Genomic DNA, 19,406 nt, shown 5'->3' with positions numbered 1-19,406 from the left:
TTTGCCAGATTGCTTCAATAACGTACAGTATACCGCAGAAAAACAAAAACCGACCACATGGGTCGGTTTTCACAATAAATCAAATCAATTAAGAGTTGAAAGGGTGAACCTTAATAATGGTTTCATTACGGTCAGGGCCAGTTGAAACGATATCAACCGGTACGCCTGTCAGCTCTTCAATTCTCTTAATATAATCCAGGGCAGCCTGAGGCAGTGCGTCCAGTGACTTGGCACCAAACGTATTTTCTGTCCAGCCCGGCATAGTCTCGTAGATTGGTGTCGCTTGTTCAAAAGCTTCTGCCGCCATTGGAGAAACTTCCAGCACTGAGCCGTCTTCCATCTTGTAACCAGTACAAATTTTCAGCTCTTCAAGGCCATCCAGAACATCAAGCTTAGTCAGGCAGAAACCAGAAATAGAGTTGATTTGAATCGCACGGCGCATTGCAACGGCATCAAACCAGCCACAACGACGCTTACGGCCAGTTGTCGCACCAAATTCATGGCCTTTAGTACCTAAGTGGTTGCCAACTTCATCATCCAGCTCTGTCGGGAACGGACCTGCACCAACACGGGTACAGTAAGCTTTAGCAATACCAAGAATATAACCGATATGACGAGGGCCGAAACCAGAACCGGCAGCAACACCACCAGCAGTGGTATTTGAAGAGGTTACGTAAGGATAAGTACCGTGGTCGATATCAAGAAGCGTACCCTGAGCACCTTCAAACATAATCTTGTCACCGCGCTGACGGGCTTTATCCAGCTCATCAGTTACGTCGATAACCATAGAAGTCAGAAGATCAGCATATCCCATCGCCTGCTCCAGCACTTCTTCGTAGCTGACAGGATCCGCTTTATAGAAATGCTTAAGCTGGAAGTTATGGAAATCCATGACTTCTTTTAGCTTCTCTGCAAAAGCTTCTTTATCAAACAAATCGCCAACGCGAAGACCACGACGAGCAACTTTATCTTCATAAGCCGGACCAATACCACGGCCGGTTGTGCCGATTGCTTTCTTGCCACGAGCCGCTTCACGCGCCTGATCAAGAGCAATATGGTATGGAAGAATCAGAGGACATGCTTCAGAAATGAAAAGACGCTCACGAACAGGAATACCACGCTCTTCAAGAGGTTTCATTTCTTTAAGTAGAGCATCAGGAGAGAGTACAACGCCATTACCAATAACGCATTTTACGTTATCGCGAAGAATACCTGATGGAATTAAGTGGAGAACGGTTTTTTCACCGTTGATGACTAGAGTATGACCTGCATTATGACCGCCTTGATAGCGAACAGTATATTTTGCATCTTCCGTTAAAAGGTCTACGATTTTTCCTTTACCTTCGTCACCCCATTGGGTGCCCAGAACGACTACGTTATTTCCCATCTTTTCAGTTCTGCCTTCTAGTTAAAAATGGATTCTAGCACCTAACTTGACAGCTTGCAGGTATTTTTTGCGCAAAAAATGTCATAATTTAGTAACTTGTTAATTTTATTAGAAATGTGACATCAAGCAAGTTTGAAAAAATGGCACTCGTTTGCCTTTCGACTGAGATCACACAAAGCTGAGAGCATTATAAATGACTAATTCGATTTGGCTGGCGATAGGACTACTACTTATTGCTGAAGGTATAGGGCCTTTGATTGCCCCTGACGGATGGCGAAAAATGGTGGCAGAGATGAGCAGGCACCCCAATAATCAGTTACGAAGAATAGGCGGTTGTCTGGTGGTGGCAGGTGCCGTTATAACCTTTATGGTTTCCTGACTCAGCAAGTTCAGGCAAAAAAAGAGGCTCCTTCAGGAGCCTCTGTGATCTTATCGTCTGCTAATAGGGCAAGTTAGTTTGCTACCGCACCTTTAGCATCATTCATGTATTTGAAGAAATCACTCTTAGGATCAAGAACAAGGATATCGCTCTTCTCACTAAAGGATTTCTCATACGCTCTTAGTGAACGTAAGAAGCTGAAGAATTCAGGATCTTTGTTATAAGCATTAGAGTAAATGCCTGCCGCTTTCGCGTCAGCCTCACCTCGTGTTACACGGGCTGTTTTATCGGCTTCTGCAAGCACAGTTGCCACTTCCAGCTCTGCCTGAGCGCGGATAACTTCCGCTTTCTCACGACCCTGAGAACGGTGCTTACGGGCAACCGTCTCACGCTCAGCACGCATACGCTTATAGATAGATTCACTGATCTCATCCGGCAGGTTGATCTTCTTCATTCTGAAGTCGACTACCTGAACACCAAGGTCATTCATAGCACTTTCGCGGGTACCGCTCAGTACTTCAGACATGATGACATCACGCTCGCCTTCAATCTCCAGAACCTCTTTAGATACCTCAGAAACACCAGCATCTTCGAGTACGATAGCACCGGTTCTAGGTCCGGAAACGATCTGCTTGATCTCGCGGGAACCGATTTCAGAACGAAGCACATCTGTTACTTTTCTTTCCAGCAGTGCCTGAGCCGTCAGTGTGTCACCGCCACCAGTAGCAAGGTAATACTGACCAAAGTCTTCAATACGCCATTTCACATACGAATCGATAATAACGTCTTTTTTCTCAGAGGTTACGAATCGGTCAGCACGTCCGTCCATTGTCTGAATCAGCGCATTAAGCGTTTTTACACGGTCAAATAGCGGCACTTTGAAATGCAGACCCGGCTCATAAATGCGGGACATTTCATTAGTATCTTTTAAAACCCGGCCAAAGCGGATAACAATACCGCGCTCGCCCTCAGGAATCACAAACACAGACATCAGCATGATTGCCAGCGCAGCAAAAATTACAGGGATGGTTAACCTACGCATTATTAGTATCTCCCTTGACGTGTGCTGTTAGTACGTGATGGTGTCGTTGTCTGAGTATCGGTTCTCTGAGACTCAAGCTCGATATCATCATAAGCCGATGTCGACTGAGCTTTACGCTTAGTAGCCGTTTCACCTGAAGACTGACCTAACTTGTCAATCGGAAGGTAAAGCAGGTTACCGCTGGACTCAGAATCAATCAGTACTTTGGATGTCGCAGTGTAAACTTCCTGCATAGTATCCAGATACAGACGGTCACGTGTTACTTCAGGTGCAGCCTGATATTCAGGAAGTAGCTTTTCAAACTGAGCTACCTGACCTAACGCTTCGTTTACGATACGTTCAGTATAACCCTGTGCTTCCTTCTTCAGACGCTCTGCACGACCTGTCGCCTTAGGCAGAATTTCATTCTTATAAGCTTCCGCTTCACGAATAAAACGCTCCTCATCCTCTCGGGCAGCGATAGCATCATCGAATGCATCTTTAACCTGCTCCGGCGGACGCGCAGACTGGAAGTTTACGTCGACAATAATCAGACCCATATCGTAGTTATCGATAATACGGTTAAGGGTTTCCTGAGTACTTTGACGAATTTGCTGACGACCACTTGTCAGGATGCTATCCATCAAAGAGTCACCAATTACCGCACGTAACGCTGAGTCTGTAGCCTGACGCAGGCTGTCATCGGCATTGGTTACACGGTACAGATATTTGTATGGGTCAGAAACACGGTACTGAACGCCCATTTCAACGGTTACTACGTTCTCATCTTTGGTCAGCATGGTGCCGGACGCACGTAATGCACGGATTGCCTGTACATTGACCGGAGTAACATCATCGATGAAATAAGGGCGCCAGTTCAGACCAGGATCAACGATACGATCGTACTTACCCAGACGTAAAACTACCCCTCTTTCTGCTTCACCTATGGTATAGAAACCCGCAAAAATCCAGAAAGCTACAGCTACGATAGCAATCAGACCAAAGCCGATTGCACCACCACCGCCACCTACGGAAGGCATACCACCTTTCTTACCAAACTTGCCACCCAGCTTTTGACTTAGTTTATTAAACACTTCGTCCAAGTCTGGCGGTCCTTGATCTCGGCCACCGGAATTCCGGTTACCGCGATCGTTATTACCCCAAGGGTCATTATCGCGGCCATTTTTATCGCCGTTATTGTTACCAGGCTCATTCCACGCCATTAGAAAGCTCCATCATTTGATATGACGTTATACTTCAGCAGTTCTTCAGTGAACAATAAAGTCACCCAGAACTGCCCCTTCTCTTTTTTCAAGTCTAGACCAATCTACCTGTTGCATTCGGATATCGATCAATAAGTTACCATCTGATTCATATTCTTCCTTTTGAATACTTTTCATTTTGAAGAATGTACTACGTAAACGTCCCTGATATTGTGGCGGTATACGTAGCTGATATTGAACCATCTGGCTGGCCAGACGCTCTGTCAGCGCCTGAAACAACAAATCGATGCCTTTACCTTCCATTGCAGAAACCCAAACCGTCTGAGGAACACCTTCTTCGTCTCTCTCAATACGCGGATTCTGACCGTCCAGATTATCAATTTTGTTCATTACCACCAGTGAAGGGATTTCATTTGCATCAATCTCTTCCAGTACTTCATGAACAGCATGAATATTTTCCCGGAACCTGTCATCGCTGGCGTCAACAACATGAAGCAGAATATCCGCCTCCTGTGTTTCCTGTAGCGTTGCTTTAAAGGCTGCAACTAGATCATGGGGGAGATGTCGGATAAAACCAACCGTATCAGCTAAAATAGCTGGCCCAACATCGTTCAATTCTATTTTTCGAAGCGTTGGATCTAAGGTTGCAAACAGCTGATCTGCTGCATAGACGCCCGCTTCGGTAATTCTGTTGAACAACGTAGACTTTCCTGCGTTGGTGTACCCTACCAATGAAATCGTCGGAATTTCAGCACGACTTCTGGCTCGTCTTCCCTGCTCTCGCTGTTTCGCAACCTTCTCTAAACGACGCAAAATCGCTTTGATACGGTCACGCAATAGTCGTCTATCGGTTTCCAGCTGTGTTTCACCCGGCCCTCTTAAGCCTATACCACCTTTTTGTCTCTCTAAGTGAGTCCAGCCACGAATAAGTCGTGTTGAAAGGTGGCGAAGCTGTGCCAGTTCTACCTGCAGCTTTCCTTCATGTGTTCGTGCTCGTTGAGCAAAGATATCGAGTATCAGTCCGGTCCGGTCCAACACTCTGCACTTACACAAATGCTCCAGATTTCGCTCTTGGGCAGGAGAGAGGGCGTGATTAAATATCACAATTTCAGCACCAGTTAACTGGACAGCCTGCGCTATCTCCTGAGCTTTACCCTCTCCAACATAGTACTTCGGGTGGGGAGCCTGTCGGCTGCCGGTAATTACCTGCAGCGTATTGACTCCGGCTGAAGAGACCAGCATTTCGCATTCGCTGAGATCTTCCCACTCTCCGTCTTGTGTGAAGTTAATATGAACAAGAACAGCCTGTTCACCGGCTTCATAACGGTCAAACAAGCAATCAACCCCTATTTACTTTATAACTATTAATCTTCAGTTTTCTCTTGATGGCGTTCTCCGTGAGGACGCTCTGTGTTGCTGTGATGAGTTACTGCACGGGCAGGAACTACTGTGGAAATCGCATGCTTATAAACCATTTGGTTTACGGTATTTTTCAGCAGGATTACAAACTGATCGAAAGACTCGATCTGTCCTTGAAGTTTAATACCATTCACTAGATAGATTGAAACTGGCACACGTTCGCGACGTAGCGCGTTTAAGAACGGGTCTTGTAAAGATTGCCCCTTAGCCATTTTATTTTCCTTATTTGTTTGTAGTTGTAATTATTTAGCTTAAGTTGCTCGGCAATATGATTGTGCTGCTTTTGCATTCGAGCTAAATGAATCAAATCAGCCTTAGTTATAATCTATAGATCATTAACTTAAGACTTTCACGCAAAAACGATCACATTATACACAGCAAAATCAATTTGATGCTATTGCATCGGACATGATCTTCAACGACTGCTCAATGTTTTCGCTATCTAACCAAGTTAAATTATCCCAACTGCGTAACCAGGTAATTTGTCGCTTGGCCAATTGACGGGTTGCACAAATTCCACGAAATTTCGCTTCCTCTAAACTGCACTTCCCATCTAAATAATCCCACATCTGCCGGTAACCAACGCAACGGATAGAAGGTAAGTCTGGATGAAGCTCTTTACGAGAATAGAGTGCTTTCATCTCATCTTCAAATCCGGCATCGATCATTTTATCGAACCTTAGTTCGATCCTGCGATGCAGTTCCGCCCTTTCCTTAGGCGCTATTGCAAACTGTTTAACCCGGTATGGTAGTGCATCACCTTTTACCTGAGTTAACTCAGTCAATGTTTTACCTGAAATTCGATAAACTTCCAATGCCCGAGACAATCTTTGAGGATCATTTGGATGAATTCTCTGTGCAGAGACGGGATCAAGATCTCTTAATTGATCGTGTAACGCTTCCCAACCGTACTGCTCAGCTTCAGATTCAATCTGTTTTCTTACTTCAGGATCTGCCGCAGGAAGTGGCGACAGTCCTTCTAATAGAGCTTTGTAATAGAGCATAGTTCCCCCGACTAACAGAGGAATCTTGCCATTAGCAACAATATCATCCATCTCTTTCAGGGCATCAGCCCTGAAATCAGCCGCCGAATAGGCCTCTGAAGGATCGAGAATATCAATCAGCCTATGAGGAGCTAATGCTAGCTCTTCTGCATCAGGCTTAGCGGTACCAATATCCATGCCCTTATAGATCAATGCCGAGTCAACACTGATCACTTCTACCGGGTATTTTTTTGTTAGTTCAATCGCCAATGCTGTTTTTCCTGAAGCGGTCGGCCCCATTAAAAACAGCGCAAGCGGTAATTCATTCTTCATTGTTTAGCTTAGCCAATATTGAATTTGGCAATTGTTGAATCAAAGTTGACAGCCTGAACAAACAGACCATCGGATAAAGGCAACACTCCCTGCCATAACTGCTCCAGCTCGGTCACAATCTGAATGCCTTCAGACAAAGTGTAGCTACTTTTCACTCTGGTGATCTCAGTCGCCAACCAGTTAGCCAGCATTATTTCACTGATTTCACCTGTCTGTGAAGTCAGATAAGTAATAAGTTCCGGGATAAATTGCTGCAAATTATACTGACGAAGAGGCTGAGGAACTCCCATCACCATTATGCCAGCGGTGTTTTTAGGCTTTATTCCGATAGCAAATTTTTCCAGCAAAGCAGAATAAGGCTCAAGCTCCTTGACGGTTTCACGCTCTAACTTAATCGACAAAGGAACCAGCAAGGGCTGCATGGTCAGAGGCTGAGTCTTGGTTTGCAACTGGCCCAATACTCTGTACCACTCTGCTCTTTCCAGCGAAACAAGAACCACACCATCACCGGACTGCATCAGCAAATACTTATCTGCAACGACTGCCAAAGATTTACCCAGCTTAGTGATCACCGCTTCTTGATGCTCTGGTTCTGCAGCAATGTCAGGAGCTCGCTGATACTCATCCAGAGAGAGCCCTTCAGGCGTAGATAGTAGCTGCTTATAGGCCTTTAGCTCTTGCTTAGCTGGTGCGCTGACAGGTCTGTCATTACGGTTCTTTTGACTACTGGCTGGCGCTTTTTGTGACTGCCAGTCACTGGTTCTGTGGCTTGTGTCATCTGCCTGTGTGCTGTACGGCTTAGCTGGCTCAGATACATAATCACTTCTTCCCGGATAGGCAGGAATGCTGGCGATTGCTTTTTCCTCCCGCTCTGAAGCGGTAGCAATAAACTGGTTTTGCGGCTGAAGAGGCGAAGATGGTTGTACACTCTCACTACTGAATGCAGATTCTGTCTTTTGTGGCGAATCAATATAGTGACTCTGTGCTAGTGCGTCAGCCAAGGCTTGATAGATAAAGTCATGTACCAGACGAGACTGATGAAAACGAACTTCATGTTTTGCCGGGTGAACATTCACATCAACCTGATGTGGATCCAGCTCAATAAACAGCACGTAGGCGGCAAACTGTTCCGGTTTCAGACTCGTTTCATAACTTTGGCGGATAGCATGATTAATCAGCTTATCGCGCATCATCCGGCCGTTGACATAGCAGTATTGCAGATCACTCTGCTGGCGAGCTCCCTGAGGAGAAGTAATCCAGCCATGTAATTTCAGCCCGTTATGCTCCAGACTGATCACCAGCATATTTTTAACGAATGCTGGCCCACACACGGCTGCCAGCCTTTTTTCTACCTGATGCTGATTTTTAGCCGCCCGGTACTGGCGTATCGCTTTTCCGTTGTGACGCAGATTAATGGTGACATCAAATCGGCTCAGGGCAATACGTTTCAGCAACTCATCAATATGAGTAAACTCGGTTTTCTCTGTGCGCAGAAATTTGCGGCGGGCCGGAGTATTAAAAAACAGATCCAGAACTTCAACGGTAGTACCAACAGGATGGGCGGAAGGCTTTAACTGCACTTCCATCTCTCTTCCTTCACTGTAAGCTGCCCACGCCTGTTCCTGAGTGGTTGTGCGCGAAGTCATGGTAAGGCGGGATACAGAACTAATACTGGCTAACGCTTCTCCCCTGAAGCCGAGGCTCATAATGGCTTCAAGATCATCTAAAGTATGTATTTTAGAGGTCGCATGGCGGCTCAGAGCCAGCGGAAGTTCCTCTTTGACGATTCCCTTTCCATTATCCCGCACGCGAATAAGCTTGCTACCGCCCTTTTCGATATCAATATCTATCCGGGTAGCACCAGAGTCGAGACTATTTTCGACCAGCTCTTTCACCACTGAAGCCGGCCTTTCTACTACTTCACCAGCCGCTATCTGGTTTGCCAGCCTTGCCGGCAGTATTTTAATTGTCATCGGTTTGGAATTATCAGGATTTGCCCGACCGCCAGTTGATCTGAACGTAGCTTATTAGCAACACGAATGCCGTTTACGGTAACACCATACTTACCGGCAATCTTGCTGAGAAACTCCCCTTTACGCACTTTATGCCTGCGGATAGGAAGATCCTTTAGCTTTACAGTAATCTTAAGCTTCTGGCCGACCCATAGAGTTTCTCGTTTAAGCTTGTTCTGCGCTTTAATGCTGGCCACAGTTACTTTGTATTTGCTGGCAATCTTACCTAGATACTCTCCGGCAGACACCACATGAGTAATTACCTTGGTCTCAACAGGGTTCTTTGCTTTGGTAACAACAATAGGTGCCCGGTTAGCAGGAATTACCAAAATCTGACCAATGGCTAAGCTACTGCTTTTCAGCTTGTTGACACTGGTCAGCGATTGAGTCGATACACCATATCTCTTGGCAATAACCGACAGAGACTCACCACGCTGCACTTTATGCTTTTTAGCATTTCTGCGCTGGGCAAACAGAGTACCGTCAGGCGGGTTGGCTTCAAAATACTGAACAATGGCCTTGGTTAGTGCTCTGGCTAGCTTATCCTGATGAGAACGCTGAAACAGTAATTTCTCTTCGGTCGGATTTGAAAGGAACCCCGTTTCAACCAGTACAGATGGAATATCCGGAGACTTTAGCACCGCCAGACTGGCATGAACCGGATCTTTTTTATGTAGCCGGGTGACTTTGCCCATCTCTTTTAAAATCTGGGTTGCCACCTTATAGCCCTCTTTCTGAGAGTGGCTAAACTGCAGGTCAAGTAAGGTCTGGCTAACATTTTTATCGGCATTTGTTTTAGACAACACCTCACCGGCTCCGCCTAACAGCTCAGATTGTGCTTCCTGTTTTTCCACCCAGCGGGCAATTTCAGAGTTCGCCCTTCGCATATTGAGTACAAAAACTGAGCCACCCCGGGGCTGAGGAGAGCGGAAGCTGTCTGCATGAACTGACATTAACAGGTGAGCTTTGTTTTTCCGGGCAATAGAAGAGCGCTTGTTCAGATTAACAAAGTAGTCCCCCCTGCGGGTCATCACTGCTTTCATTCCCGGGATACTGTTGATCTGTTGAGCAATTTTCTGAGAAATACTCAGGGTTGCGTGCTTCTCATATTTACGGGTAGGGCCGATAGAGCCGGGATCCTCACCACCATGTCCGGCATCAATCGCAACAATAATATCTGCAGTACCGGACAACTGTGAAGCATCCTTACTGACAACAGGCTTGGAACTTGTCGCGGGCTTTTTAGCAGGCTGAGCAACGGCGCCATGAGGTATATCGATCACCAGACGATGACCATACTCTCCTCCCGGTGTCGGCTTTAGTTTAAACAGCTTAGGAGTGGCTTTGTTTTTCATTTCAAACACAAGCCGGTAAGTACCTTTTTCCGGAGGTGAGCTTTTGCGGACTTTACTCAGAACTTTGCTGTTTTTTACCAGAATAGGCAATTTAGTATGTAGCGTGGTTTTCTTAAGATCGACCACCAGACGATACGGGCTGGACAGCGTGAAATAGCTGTATTCAACCTCAGACTTCAGATCGATAACAACCCGGGTCTCATCGGGTGAAGGCCATACCCTCAGGCTCTCCAGGGTATTAGCAAATACACCGGAGAACGGAACAAAAATCAGGATTAAAAAGAGTACGCTAAATGCTCTAAATTGCCTGTAAATCAAGATAACTCCATTTTTTCCAGCAAATTACAGCCGTAGTCATTATTGGCAGTGATACAGGCAATACGCTGATCATTATCGTATTTCAGCTCTATATCAAAGTCAGACTCTGGCAGTAAACCTTCCCCTTTCTCCGGCCATTCAACCAGACAAATAGCATCATCGGTAAAATAATCTCTGATACCCATAAACTCCAGCTCTTCCGGATCAGCCAGACGATACAAATCAAAGTGATACACTTGCCAGTCAGCCAGTTGATACGGTTCAACCAATGTGTAAGTCGGGCTTTTGACGTTTCCGTTATGACCTAGTGCACGGATAAAACCTCTGCTGAACGTCGTCTTACCTGCGCCTAAATCACCATGCAGATATATAGTCGTCTGCTTTGAGCACAATGCCGCAATGCGTGAACCAAGAGCGATAGTTTCCTGCTCGTCTTTTAGAGTAATTTGCTGTGTCTTCATTTTTCTAACTGTTTTCTCTACTGGCTGACTATATAAAAATCAAAAGAGTGAGAATAGTAAACCTTAATAGATTTGAGAGACAAGACCCTATTGAATAAGTTTCCTTCTTTAATCGACCTTCAAAGCTATATCTTTGTTCGATCCAGCCCGTTAAATCAGATAAAATTAACAGCCTATCTCTGAGATGAAACAAACCATGATGAACTACCAACAACTTGCTGAAAAAATAAAACTCTGGGGAACAGAACTTGGTTTCCAGCAGGTAGGGATTTGTGATGTCGACCTTTCAGAATATGAACCCGCGCTGCAGGAGTGGCTTGATAACGGCTTCCATGGTGAGATGGAATGGATGGCGCGGCACGGCACAATGCGTTCAAGGCCGGCAGAATTACTACCGGGAACGCTGAGGGTTATCAGTGTCCGCTTAGATTATCTTCCTCCGGAGGCTCAGTTTTCCTCAAATCTAAGTGACACAAACCAAGCCTACATCAGCCGGTATGCCTTAGGCCGGGATTATCATAAGCTGCTAAGAAATCAGCTTAAAAAGTTGGGGCAAAAGATCGAACAAGAATGTGGTCAGTTAGGTTACCGGCCGTTTGTCGATTCCGCTCCAATTCTTGAAAGACCTCTGGCTCAGGAAGCCGGACTTGGCTGGATCGGCAAACATTCTTTGATCATAAATAGAAATGCCGGTTCCTGGTTTTTTCTGGGCGAGCTACTGGTTGATATTCCGCTTCCGGTGGATCAACCGACAGCAAATGAGTGTGGAAAATGCAGCGCCTGCATCACCTCCTGCCCGACTAACGCCATTGTTTCAGAAGGCGTTGTCGATGCAAGAAAGTGTATCTCCTACCTGACAATTGAGTTTGATGGCGTTATTCCTACGGAATACAGAAAAGCGATAGGAAACAGAATATATGGTTGCGACGATTGTCAGCTTGTATGTCCATGGAACCGTTACTCTGAGCTGACGACACAAACAGACTTTCATAGAAAAAAAGTATTTAGCACAACAGAATTAATAGATTTATTCAGTTGGACTGAAGATGAGTTCCTGAAAAAACTAGAAGGCTCTGCCATCCGCAGAATCGGCCATATTCAGTGGCTGAGAAATATAGCTATTACAATGGGCAACGCACCTTTTTCTCACAAAATAATTGAAGCTCTGGAAGACAAGCTAGGTGTTAACGATATACTGGATGAACACCTTGTCTGGGCTCTGGAGCAACAAAAGAAGCAGACTCCTTTTAGCAACAATAAAACTCAACGCCTGATCCGTTTAGTGCAGAAGGGCCTGCCAAGAGACGCATAAACATACGGATTACTAGCCTGTAACTTTATCATTCAAAGTTTCTTTTTATTTGACACTCTCCGCAAAATAAAAAATGTGGAAAAACTTCAAGCCAATTAATAAAAGCCTTAATTTGAAAAAAGTTAAACACAAATACAACAAATGACAAAGATCAATAAACAAGCTGCTTTTGATCTTCCATTTTTTGTGTGAGCAGTAAGTAAAATCACAAAATACCCATTAAAATCATAGAATTAAGAAAATAACTTCTGATTTAATAACCAATGGATCTAATAAAGGATCTTTTAGGAAGAAGAAGGAATTTGTAGCAATACTCTTTTATTCACCACTTTATCCACAGATAAGAATTTGTGGATAAGTCTGTTGGTTAAATGAATTATGATCAGCTGGAAACACCGGAATGCCTATAGCGCTACGGTGGAAAAGCTAGCCTGACTAGCGGCTATTTATTCTGAAATTTTGGGGATAATGCTTCACAGCATTAAAAAGAGCGGCATTACTTAATCAAGTAATCTTGGAGGCTAATATCAGCCTGAAATTTTTCCATTATCTTATTAACGAAAAAGAAAATGGAGCGACACACGAGGTTCCCTTCTCTTGAACAAAAAGCGTGACCTCAACCTTGGCAAGGTTGCGCTCAATTTATTGAGCAGATATCGCATAATCATCTAAAAGTAACTAAATGATTAAAATTTGGAGCGACACACGAGGTTCGAACTCGTGACCTCAACCTTGGCAAGGTTGCGCTCTACCAACTGAGCTAGTGTCGCATAATCATCTGATGTTGAATCAAACAATTTGAATTTGGTTGCGGGGGCCTGTTTGAAACGATGACCTTCGCTAGGTTTTATGAATGGCTGAGCCCGACGAGCTAGCGAATCACAACACCTTAAAATTGGTTGCGGGGGCCGGATTTGAACCGACGACCTTCGGGTTATGAGCCCGACGAGCTACCAAGCTGCTCCACCCCGCGTCCGAGTTGTGTCACCGTTAAGTACCGTGAGAACTGTTTATCTTAGGAAAGATAAAATTTGGAGCGACACACGAGGTTCGAACTCGTGACCTCAACCTTGGCAAGGTTGCGCTCTACCAACTGAGCTAGTGTCGCATGATCATCTGATATTGAATCAAACAATCTGAATTTGGTTGCGGGGCCTGTTTGAAACGATGACCTTCGCTAGGTTTTATGAATGGCTGAGCCCGACGAGCTAGCGAATCACAACACCTTAAAATTGGTTGCGGGGGCCGGATTTGAACCGACGACCTTCGGGTTATGAGCCCGACGAGCTACCAAGCTGCTCCACCCCGCGTCCGAATTGTGTCACCGTTAAGTACCGTGAGAACTGTTTATCTTAGGATAAGATAAAATTTGGAGCGACACACGAGGTTCGAACTCGTGACCTCAACCTTGGCAAGGTTGCGCTCTACCAACTGAGCTAGTGTCGCATAATCATCTGATGTTGAATCAAACAATCTGAGTTTGGTTGCGAGGCTAGTTTTGAACTGATGACCTTCGCTAGGTTTTATGAATGGCTGAGCCCGACGAGCTAGCGAATCACAACACCTTGAAATTGGTTGCGGGGGCCGGATTTGAACCGACGACCTTCGGGTTATGAGCCCGACGAGCTACCAAGCTGCTCCACCCCGCGTCCGAATTGTGTCACCGTTAAGTACCGTGAGAACTATAAAATCTGGAGCGACACACGAGGTTCGAACTCGTGACCTCAACCTTGGCAAGGTTGCGCTCTACCAACTGAGCTAGTGTCGCAATCTAAAACGTCTTTCGTCGTTTAGGGCTGCGAATTATAAGAGCATTTTTTTGTGATGCAAGTCCTTCTTGCAAAAAATTAGCATTTTTTTGTCACCTGATGAAAAAAGAATCAAAATCTATTTACATCAGGACGACAAGGCTGCCCGCTCTAAATTGAAATGATATTTTCACGGTAATACTGAAGTTCAGCGATAGACTCCCGGATATCATCAAGAGCCAAATGGCTACCTGATTTCTTAAACCCTTTCAGGACTTCCGGCTTCCAGCGACGAGTCAGTTCTTTAAGAGTACTGACATCGATGTAGCGATAGTGAAAGTACTCTTCAAGTTCAGGCATATGCTTATACAGAAAACGGCGATCCTGACCAATACTGTTTCCGCAAATCGGAGAAGCGCCTTTAGGCACCCATTGCTCCAGAAACTTAATGGTCTGCTCAATAGCTTGTTGTTCACTGATTTTGCTTTCGCGAACCCGCTTAACCAAACCACTACCTGTATGAGTGGTTGTGCACCATTCATCCATTTTATCTAACTCTTGCTCAGGCTGATGAATTGCAATAGTCGGCCCTTCGGCAAGAATATTCAGCTCACTGTCCGTCACAATCGTAGCAATTTCAATGATCTTGTGTTCTTCAGGGTCTAACCCTGTCATCTCAAGATCGACCCAAATTAAGTTTTGATCACTGAATGACATCGATGAATTGCCTATTTTGTCTTTAAAACAGGTATGATACCTGCCCTAACAGGAAACAACCATAGGTTGCGTTAACGTTTCATGATTTTCCCTGAAATGTTGGCTAGACTATAAATCCGCCCCAGACAAGGCAAACAGATACAGTGGCAAAAAAGAAAAAGTTAACCAAAGGTCAGGTACGCAGAGTCCGCAGAAATCAGAGTAAGCGACTACAACAGGAAGACACTCTTCAGTGGGAAGAAGAGATGCTGGGCAGCAGTAAAAATGGTCTGGTGATCACCCGCTTTGGCCAACATGCAGATGTTGAAGACATAGAGACCGGCATCATACACCGCTGCAATCTACGCCGGGGCATTGAGAGTCTGGTATCCGGAGACAGGGTTATCTGGCGTGCCGGGCTTGAGTCCATGGCAGGTATTTCAGGTGTTGTCGAAGCCGTAGAACCAAGAGTCTCAGTATTAACACGACCTGATTATTATGATGGTCTGAAGCCTGTTGCCGCTAATGTTGAGCAGATGGTTATTGTTTCTTCAGTACTACCTGAGTTGTCACTGAATATCATCGATCGCTACCTGATTGCTTCAGAAACACTGCAAATTGCTCCATTAATCGTACTGAATAAGATCGATCTACTGGATGAAACACAACAGGCTGAATACAAACAACAACTTTCAATCTATGAAGCTATTGGCTACAAGGTATTGTTTGTTAGTAAAGAGTCCGGAGAAGGCGTTGAAGCCCTCGAGGCAGAGCTAAAAGATAAAGTAAATATCTTTGTTGGCCAGTCCGGCGTAGGAAAATCCAGCTTAGTTAATGCTCTTCTTCCTGAAGTTGACGCAGAAGAAGGCGCCGTGTCTGAGAATTCGGGATTAGGTCAGCATACGACGACTGCCGCCCGTTTATATCACTTCTCAACCGGGGGAGACTTAATTGATTCACCGGGGATCCGTGAGTTTGGCTTGTGGCATCTTGAGCAAGATGAAGTCACTGAAGCCTTTGTTGAGTTCCGTAATCATCTCGGTGGTTGCAAATTCAGGGACTGCAAACATTTAGATGACCCGGGCTGCGTCCTGCGTGAAGCCGTAGAAAATGGGGAAATTTCTGCCACCCGTTTTCACAGTTATCACCGCATCATCGAAAGCATGAACGAGAACAAAGCAAACAGGCAATATTCCAGAAATAAGAAGGCTGATCTTTAACTTGTTCAGTCACAACTAAACATACTGACATCAGGAGCGGGATTAAGTACTATCACGCCACTTGAAAAGAATAAACATTATTACTATGAAGTTATCCGATAAAATTAAAGTCTGGTTTCAGATTTGGGCACCTAAACATGCCATCACCCGTTTGGTAGGTCTGCTTGCCGAAGCCAAGCTTGGTAGTTTTACTACCGCTATCATTCGTCTGTTTATAAAACAATACAAAATCAATATGGATGAGGCACTGCACTCTGATCCTGCGCACTTTAAAACCTTTAACGACTTTTTTGTCCGTGAATTGAAAGAGGGTGCGAGATCTATTTCAGGTGATGCATCGGTAATTACTCACCCTGCAGACGCATGTGTAAGCCAGTTCGGCAAAATTGAAAACGGCCAGTTGATTCAGGCTAAAGGCCATACTTACTCTGCTCAGGAACTGCTAGGTGGTGATGCAGAACTGTATCAAGAGTTTGCAGAAGGCGACTTTGCCACTCTGTATCTGTCACCAAGTGATTACCATCGTGTACATATGCCGTGTGACGGAACCCTTCGTCAGATGATCTATGTTCCGGGTGAACTTTATTCAGTAAATCCACTGACCGCTGACAATATCCCTAACTTATTTGCCAGCAACGAAAGGGTTGTCTGTATTTTCGATACTGAGTTTGGCCCAATGGCGCAAGTTCTGGTCGGTGCGACTATTGTGGGCAGTATTGAGCTGACATGGGCAGGAACCGTCACTCCGCCAAGAGGCAGCAGCGTATACAGCTGGGATTATCCAGCTGAAGGCGACCGTGCAGTGGTGTTCAAAAAAGGGGATGAAATGGGCCGCTTTAAGTTAGGCTCCACAGTAATTAACCTGTTTGCAAAAGATAAAATCCGTTTCGACTCTTCTATGGCTCTTAACCAGAAGACAGAGTTAGGTACCGCATACGCTCATATTGCTGACTAATCATTATCGTATTCATTACCGGGCAGTCGGAACATCCGTCTGCCCTTTTTTCTTCCCCTGTCCCGCACTTGCTATTCTATTCAACTGGTTTGCTATTTTTTGACCAATCACAAAGAGTGGCAAAAAAAACAACCTACTTCTTCAAAACACCAAGCTGATCTTGGTAAGCAAAATATGCTTACTTTATGCTAGGTTACAGCTAATTTTTAAACTTAATCCATAGCAGTCTGTGTGGCATATCAGGGATGAACCGGATGCCCGTGCTGTTATATGGTCTCTATATCGAGGTTTGCGTACGATGAAGAAGAAGATCGATCCGGGAACGCTGATAAAACTCCTTATTTGCTTCGCTATCCCCTCCCTTGTATTAATGATGCCCATCGACAGCATCCCAATTGATAACCTGACCCTTATTCAACACCGACTGCTGGCAATCTTCCTTCTGGCAGCACTTTTGTGGGTACTTGAACCCGTACCGGTTTTTGCCACCTCGATTCTGATTATTGCCCTTGAGTTGGTGATGATCTCTAACAAAGGCCTGCACCTGTTCAGAACGCCCCCTTCAGGCCATGATCTCGGTGAGCTGATGAACTATAAAGATATCTTCAGCGCCTTCTCTTCTCCCATTATTATTCTGTTTATGGGCGGTTTTGCCCTGGCGATCGCGGCTTCTAAATATGAGCTCGACAACAACCTGGCCAGAGTGCTGTTAAAGCCATTTGGTAAACAACCCAAATTTATTATGCTGGGGCTGATGCTGATTACCGCGGTGTTCTCAATGTTTATGTCCAACACAGCCACAACAGTAATGATGCTGGCACTGCTGGGGCCTATCGTGGCTTCTGCCCCAAAAGGGGATTTAGGGATAAAAGCCCTAGTGCTCTGTATTCCTATTGCCGCTAACACTGGTGGTATTGCAACCCCTATTGGTACTCCGCCAAACGCCATCGCTCTACAATATCTGACCGGTGAAAATAGTATCGACTTTCTGACATGGATGATGATGGGGCTGCCATTTGTCATTATTCAGTTAACGCTGGCCTGGTTTCTGCTGCAGAAACTATTCCCTTCTTCTCAGGATGAGATGGTGCTGAAACTGGAAGGTTCTTTCCGTAAAAGCTGGAGGGCCATTGTGGTTTACGCCACTTTTGCCGGCACCATTCTGCTATGGATGACCACCAAACTGCATGGAATGAATACCTATGTGGTATCCATCATCCCGTTGGCGGTGTTTACTCTAACCGGCATTATGGGCAAAGAAGAACTTAAGCAGATCAACTGGGATGTTTTATGGCTGGTTGCTGGTGGTATCGCCATTGGTATCGGACTTGATAAAACCGGGCTGGCAAAAGCGTTGGCGCATGCAATAGATTATGAGTCTCTGTCACCGTTTGCCGTAGTTATCACCTTATCTCTGGTCTGCTGGCTAATGGCTAACTTTATGTCTAACACTGCAACGGCTAACCTTTTGATGCCGATAGCCGCAGCCATTGGTGCATCAATGGAAACCCTGTCCAGCATTGGCGGAATACAAGGCTTGCTAGTGGTCGTCGCATTCTCGGCTTCCCTTGGTATGATTCTACCGGTTTCCACACCACCAAACTCTCTGGCCTACTCAACAGGCTTAATCGAGAGTAAAGATATGGCAAAAACCGGGATAATTATTGGTGTAGTCGGGCTATTAATTGTCTATGCAACTACCCTGATTATCACTTAAGATATGCCGTCAGGAAGTTATAAAAATAAGCCTCCGGAATGGAGGCTTTTAGCTATGGTTTGTTGCTCTTAAATCGAAAGGATATTTTATGTTAATTATCGCTCACCGCGGTGCCCGCTCTACACACCCTGAGAATACTCTGGCCGCTTTTCAGGCTGCCCTTGATTGTGGCAGCAAAGCCATTGAGCTGGATATTCAGGAACATGATGGTGAACTCTGGGTAATACACGATCGCTGGCTACAGAGAACAACCAATGGCAAAGGCCTGCTAAGAGCACATAGCCGTTCTGCCCTCAATGAGCTGGATGCCGGATGCGGGGAAAAAATACCGACCCTCAGGCAAGTACTGGATCTCGTATCAGGACAGTGCGCATTAAATATCGAGATTAAAGGTATCGACAATATTGAGCTGCTGATGGAGCACCTTAGCTACGCAGAACAGCAATGTAACTTCACCAATGAGCAGATCATTGTCTCCTCTTTTAATCACTTGTGGCTAAAACAAGCTAAAGCACTAAAACCAGAACTGTTACTAGGCGCGTTAACCTCTTCTATTGAGCTGGAGCTGGCGGCCTTTGCAGAAAAACTGAATGCCACCAGTATCAACCTCTACCTTGATATGGTGACAGAAGAGTACGTTCAGGATGCCAAAGCCCGCGGCCTGAAAGTTTACGTATATACGGTAAATGAGCCACAAGACTGGGAATGGATGGAGTCCATTGGTGTTGACGGTATTTTCTGTGACTGCCCTAAACAAGCTATCGAGACCTACCCACAACCAAATAATTTTGTCTGGTAGCGCATAAAACAATACGCATTTTAAGCACTTTAAGGCATAGTAAACAGATTGTTAAATGATAATCACTT

At 45.3% G+C, this 19,406-nt stretch carries 16 protein-coding genes and 7 tRNA genes; 6 read left to right on the top strand and 17 right to left on the bottom strand.

What is annotated here, in order from left to right; all coding sequences use genetic code 11:
- Window positions 1-88: 88 nt before the first annotated feature.
- Window positions 89-1,387, bottom strand: coding sequence for an adenylosuccinate synthase (locus PK654_RS01105; protein ID WP_271697102.1), 1,299 nt, complete (start codon window positions 1,385-1,387; stop codon window positions 89-91).
- Between the two features lie 193 nt (window positions 1,388-1,580).
- Here PK654_RS01105 and PK654_RS01100 point away from each other — a divergent pair, with 193 nt between their 5' ends.
- Complete coding sequence (locus PK654_RS01100) at window positions 1,581-1,766, top strand: DUF2065 domain-containing protein (RefSeq protein WP_271697101.1); 186 nt, start codon at window positions 1,581-1,583, stop codon at window positions 1,764-1,766.
- A 73-nt stretch (window positions 1,767-1,839) separates the two neighbouring features.
- Here PK654_RS01100 and hflC read toward each other — a convergent pair whose 3' ends face one another.
- The 8 genes from hflC to tsaE form a co-directional block, all read right to left on the bottom strand.
- The gene (hflC, locus tag PK654_RS01095) at window positions 1,840-2,808 is read right to left on the bottom strand and encodes a protease modulator HflC (RefSeq protein WP_271697100.1); all 969 of its coding nucleotides are present in this window, start codon (window positions 2,806-2,808) and stop codon (window positions 1,840-1,842) included.
- Window positions 2,809-2,810: 2 nt separating this feature from the next.
- Complete coding sequence (gene hflK, locus PK654_RS01090; protein ID WP_271697099.1) at window positions 2,811-4,010, bottom strand: FtsH protease activity modulator HflK; 1,200 nt, start codon at window positions 4,008-4,010, stop codon at window positions 2,811-2,813.
- 45 nt (window positions 4,011-4,055) lie between these two features.
- Window positions 4,056-5,345 (bottom strand): ribosome rescue GTPase HflX, encoded by a 1,290-nt coding sequence (gene hflX, locus PK654_RS01085; protein ID WP_271697098.1) that lies wholly within the window; start codon window positions 5,343-5,345, stop codon window positions 4,056-4,058.
- 29 nt (window positions 5,346-5,374) lie between these two features.
- Complete coding sequence (gene hfq, locus PK654_RS01080; RefSeq protein WP_271697097.1) at window positions 5,375-5,641, bottom strand: RNA chaperone Hfq; 267 nt, start codon at window positions 5,639-5,641, stop codon at window positions 5,375-5,377.
- A gap of 171 nt (window positions 5,642-5,812) precedes the next feature.
- Window positions 5,813-6,745, bottom strand: coding sequence for a tRNA (adenosine(37)-N6)-dimethylallyltransferase MiaA (gene miaA, locus PK654_RS01075; RefSeq protein WP_271697096.1), 933 nt, complete (start codon window positions 6,743-6,745; stop codon window positions 5,813-5,815).
- 8 nt (window positions 6,746-6,753) lie between these two features.
- The gene (mutL, locus tag PK654_RS01070) at window positions 6,754-8,718 is read right to left on the bottom strand and encodes a DNA mismatch repair endonuclease MutL (RefSeq protein WP_271697095.1); all 1,965 of its coding nucleotides are present in this window, start codon (window positions 8,716-8,718) and stop codon (window positions 6,754-6,756) included.
- A complete protein-coding gene (locus PK654_RS01065) occupies window positions 8,715-10,388 on the bottom strand; it encodes an N-acetylmuramoyl-L-alanine amidase (protein ID WP_271698754.1) in 1,674 nt (557 codons plus the stop codon). The genes mutL and PK654_RS01065 overlap by 4 nt, the downstream gene beginning before the upstream one ends.
- Before the next feature lie 38 nt (window positions 10,389-10,426).
- The gene (gene tsaE, locus PK654_RS01060) at window positions 10,427-10,891 is read right to left on the bottom strand and encodes a tRNA (adenosine(37)-N6)-threonylcarbamoyltransferase complex ATPase subunit type 1 TsaE (RefSeq protein ID WP_271697094.1); all 465 of its coding nucleotides are present in this window, start codon (window positions 10,889-10,891) and stop codon (window positions 10,427-10,429) included.
- 199 nt (window positions 10,892-11,090) lie between these two features.
- On the opposite strand from tsaE, the gene queG reads away from it, so the two are divergent.
- Entirely contained in the window at window positions 11,091-12,203 is a 1,113-nt protein-coding gene (gene queG / locus PK654_RS01055; RefSeq protein WP_271698753.1) for a tRNA epoxyqueuosine(34) reductase QueG, read from the top strand.
- A 694-nt stretch (window positions 12,204-12,897) separates the two neighbouring features.
- On the opposite strand, the gene PK654_RS01050 is transcribed toward queG, so the two are convergent.
- From PK654_RS01050 to orn, 8 genes are all read right to left on the bottom strand, one after another.
- Window positions 12,898-12,973: transfer RNA gene (locus PK654_RS01050), tRNA-Gly, on the bottom strand.
- Between the two features lie 126 nt (window positions 12,974-13,099).
- Window positions 13,100-13,176 (bottom strand) — tRNA-Met (locus PK654_RS01045).
- Window positions 13,177-13,235: 59 nt separating this feature from the next.
- A tRNA-Gly gene (locus PK654_RS01040) sits at window positions 13,236-13,311 on the bottom strand.
- Window positions 13,312-13,436: 125 nt separating this feature from the next.
- Window positions 13,437-13,513, bottom strand: a tRNA-Met gene (locus PK654_RS01035).
- Window positions 13,514-13,573: 60 nt separating this feature from the next.
- Window positions 13,574-13,649: transfer RNA gene (locus PK654_RS01030), tRNA-Gly, on the bottom strand.
- Window positions 13,650-13,775: 126 nt separating this feature from the next.
- Window positions 13,776-13,852: transfer RNA gene (locus tag PK654_RS01025), tRNA-Met, on the bottom strand.
- A 43-nt stretch (window positions 13,853-13,895) separates the two neighbouring features.
- Window positions 13,896-13,971, bottom strand: a tRNA-Gly gene (locus PK654_RS01020).
- A 151-nt stretch (window positions 13,972-14,122) separates the two neighbouring features.
- On the bottom strand, window positions 14,123-14,668 hold the full coding sequence (gene orn / locus PK654_RS01015) for an oligoribonuclease (RefSeq protein ID WP_271697093.1): 546 nt from the start codon (window positions 14,666-14,668) through the stop codon (window positions 14,123-14,125).
- Window positions 14,669-14,811: 143 nt separating this feature from the next.
- Between orn and rsgA the strand changes: the two genes are divergently transcribed.
- The 4 genes from rsgA to PK654_RS00995 all read left to right on the top strand — a co-directional run bounded on the left by rsgA (window position 14,812) and on the right by PK654_RS00995 (window position 19,338).
- Window positions 14,812-15,867 (top strand): small ribosomal subunit biogenesis GTPase RsgA, encoded by a 1,056-nt coding sequence (gene rsgA, locus PK654_RS01010; protein ID WP_271697092.1) that lies wholly within the window; start codon window positions 14,812-14,814, stop codon window positions 15,865-15,867.
- Between the two features lie 85 nt (window positions 15,868-15,952).
- Window positions 15,953-16,822 (top strand): archaetidylserine decarboxylase, encoded by an 870-nt coding sequence (gene asd / locus PK654_RS01005; RefSeq protein ID WP_271697090.1) that lies wholly within the window; start codon window positions 15,953-15,955, stop codon window positions 16,820-16,822.
- A 298-nt stretch (window positions 16,823-17,120) separates the two neighbouring features.
- Window positions 17,121-18,539: an SLC13 family permease gene (locus PK654_RS01000; RefSeq protein WP_271697089.1), complete on the top strand. Its 1,419-nt coding sequence runs from the start codon at window positions 17,121-17,123 to the stop codon at window positions 18,537-18,539.
- A gap of 88 nt (window positions 18,540-18,627) precedes the next feature.
- On the top strand, window positions 18,628-19,338 hold the full coding sequence (locus PK654_RS00995; protein ID WP_271697088.1) for a glycerophosphodiester phosphodiesterase: 711 nt from the start codon (window positions 18,628-18,630) through the stop codon (window positions 19,336-19,338).
- The last annotated feature ends 68 nt before the right edge of the window (window positions 19,339-19,406 follow it).

Origin of the sequence: Vibrio sp. SCSIO 43137, assembly GCF_028201475.1 — a bacterium.
In the GTDB taxonomy this organism is placed as follows: Bacteria; Pseudomonadota; Gammaproteobacteria; order Enterobacterales; family Vibrionaceae; genus Vibrio.
The sequence above is the reverse complement of the archived record's forward strand: the minus strand, read 5'-3'. Positions and strand labels throughout refer to the sequence as shown.